General features: G+C 39.1%; 3 protein-coding genes. 2 read left to right on the top strand and 1 reads right to left on the bottom strand.

All coding sequences use genetic code 11. From position 1 onward, the window contains the following. Positions 1-129: 129 nt before the first annotated feature. On the bottom strand, positions 130-1,056 hold the full coding sequence (locus GQR46_RS18620) for a manganese-dependent inorganic pyrophosphatase (protein WP_010553321.1): 927 nt from the start codon (positions 1,054-1,056) through the stop codon (positions 130-132). A 118-nt stretch (positions 1,057-1,174) separates the two neighbouring features. Here GQR46_RS18620 and GQR46_RS18615 point away from each other — a divergent pair, with 118 nt between their 5' ends. Together GQR46_RS18615 and mutM are read left to right on the top strand one after the other, a co-directional pair. After that, complete coding sequence (locus GQR46_RS18615; protein WP_165742013.1) at positions 1,175-1,690, top strand: hypothetical protein; 516 nt, start codon at positions 1,175-1,177, stop codon at positions 1,688-1,690. Then, on the top strand, positions 1,690-2,499 hold the full coding sequence (gene mutM, locus GQR46_RS18610; RefSeq protein ID WP_165742011.1) for a bifunctional DNA-formamidopyrimidine glycosylase/DNA-(apurinic or apyrimidinic site) lyase: 810 nt from the start codon (positions 1,690-1,692) through the stop codon (positions 2,497-2,499). Before GQR46_RS18615 ends, mutM begins: the two co-directional genes overlap by 1 nt. Positions 2,500-2,552: the final 53 nt, after the last annotated feature.

Genomic DNA, 2,552 nt, shown 5'->3' with positions numbered 1-2,552 from the left:
TTGATATAAAAAAACCTCGTTGGCATAACCAACAAGGCTTTTAAATCAAAAAACGTTATACCAATAGCATTAAATTAGTGAGCTATTTAATGCGATAAAATAATCATGTTTTTAATAAAATTGGTATCATTATATTTTTGTGAATGCATCTTGTAGTGGTGGTACTACTTGCTTTTTACGGCTTAGTACACCATCTAACCATACTTTATCATTCTCTGGTTTTACACCGTAAGCCTGCTCAACTAAGTTTGCATCGTCAGATACAATTAGCATTTCTGAGCCTTCTTTCATTATATCGGTAAGCAGTAAAAATACAGAGTGGCGGTTGCCCTCAACTTTAAGCTTAGCAATATCGGCTGCAAGGTCTGCTTTAATATCGTCAAAAACAGCAAGGTCGATTACTTCTAGCTGGCCAATGCCTACCAGGTTACCGTTCATGTTGAAATCTTTAAAGTCACGCATTACTAAATCACGTGCTGGTGTGTCTTCTACCGCAGATTTAACGCGGAACATATCCATACCCAATTCTTTAAAGTCATCGATACCTGCAATTTCAGCTAGCGCTTCAACACATTTAATATCGGCAGTGGTACATGTTGGTGATTTAAATATGACTGTGTCGCTTAAAATTGCACACATCATAATACCCGCGATGTCTTTAGGGATTTCTACGCTGTAGAAGTCGTACATCATTTTAATAATGGTGTTTGAACAACCAACAGGACGAATCCAGCATTCAAGCGGAGTAGATGATGTTAAGTCACCTAATTTGTGGTGATCTACCACGCCAACAACGCGAGCTTGGTCGATATCATCAGGTGCTTGTGTTTTTTCTGTGTGATCTACAATATACACATCTTCACCCGCGTAGCTTAATTTAAGCTCTGGTGCTTCGAAGCCAAATTTATCAAGGATAAATTGAGTTTCAGGTGATATTTCACCAAGACGAGTTGGAATTGCTGGCTCATCGATTTGGTTTTTTAAATAAGCCAGTGCAATTGCACCACAAATAGAATCTGAATCTGGGATTTTATGGCCCACTACATACATAGACATTGACGGAACTCCTTTAAATTTGCCGATATTCTAACAAAGTCTGCGGCCTTTAACATATAGACAGCGCAATTAAGTTTTAGTTACACTTTAAAATCTTGAATTTACTAGGTGTATTAATATGCGACTGGGCCGTAAAGGTTGGAACAACGTTATAATATTTTCGATGTTGATTATGATCTTCTTCTTAAATGGCTGGCATAAGCAACTTTTGGGAGGGGAGGATAAACCAACATTACAAGCCGTACTCCCCCAGCAAAGTTTTGTACTGACACTGCAATTTGTTGATCAAAAAATTGAGCGAATAGGAACAAGCTGGCGTACAACCCCACTACAAAAAGACATACCGCTTGTGTGGCAAGCCTCTGAGCAGCAACTTAGTGATTTAATTAATCAGTGGCAAAGCGCGCAGTTAATGGGCGTTAACGAATCTGTTGTTTTTAATCCTAATGAGCCTTTATATGTTGCTACATTTGAGTTGGCTGGCGAGAGTTTACCTTGGGTTTATTTGCTTTATAAAGGCGATGGGCAATATTACTTACTCGAAAAGAGTAGCCAACGAATACTCGCACTCGATTTAAAAACTGCACAGCAGTTATTTCCTAGTTTTGATTTTTCACAAAGTGAGTCTAATTAATGCCTGAATTACCAGAGGTAGAAGTGAGCCGAATGGGCATCACTCCCCACGTACAAAACCAAGTAGTTACTAAGGTAAATATTTACAATGCCAGTATGCGCTGGCCAGTGCCTGATGACGTGTATCAGCTTGAAGGGCTAATTGTTACTAGTATTGAACGACGAGCTAAATATTTACTTTTACACTGTGAACTGGGCAGCACTATTTTACACTTGGGTATGTCGGGTAATTTACGTGTTGTAGAAAAAAATGAGCCGCTTAAAAAACATGACCATGTTGAGTTTATTTTTGGCAACGGTAAAGCACTGCGCTTAAACGATCCTCGTCGCTTTGGTTGTTGCTTATGGCAAGAGCCAGGTGAAGTGCATAAGCTACTCTCTAAGCTTGGCCCTGAGCCGCTTACCGATGACTTTTTTGCTAAACGCGTGTACGAACAATCGCGCAATAGAAAAGTACCCGTAAAGCAATTTATTATGGATAACGCAGTGGTGGTTGGTGTTGGTAATATTTACGCGAATGAATCGTTATTCAAAGCGGGTATACATCCAAAGCGAGAAGCGGGAAAAGTATCGCTCAAACGTTATCAAGCACTTATCCCTATTATAAAAGACACGCTTGCTGCGGCTATAATACAAGGTGGTACAACGCTTAAAGACTTTGCACAAAGTGATGGTAAGCCAGGGTATTTTGCTCAAGAGTTATTAGTATATGGGCGCAAAGGCAAGCCATGTATGACGTGCGAAAACGAATTGGAAGAAATTAGATTGGGGCAGCGCAGTACTATTTTTTGCTCAAATTGCCAAAAGTAGTTATCTAGTTATTTGAATATTTAGTTGTGTAAATTTTATCGATTCTAAATTTA

It is taken from the genome of Pseudoalteromonas sp. Z1A6, from assembly GCF_011378745.1.
Lineage (GTDB): Bacteria > Pseudomonadota > Gammaproteobacteria > Enterobacterales > Alteromonadaceae > Pseudoalteromonas > Pseudoalteromonas arctica.
This window is presented reverse-complemented; position numbering and strand designations above follow the sequence as displayed.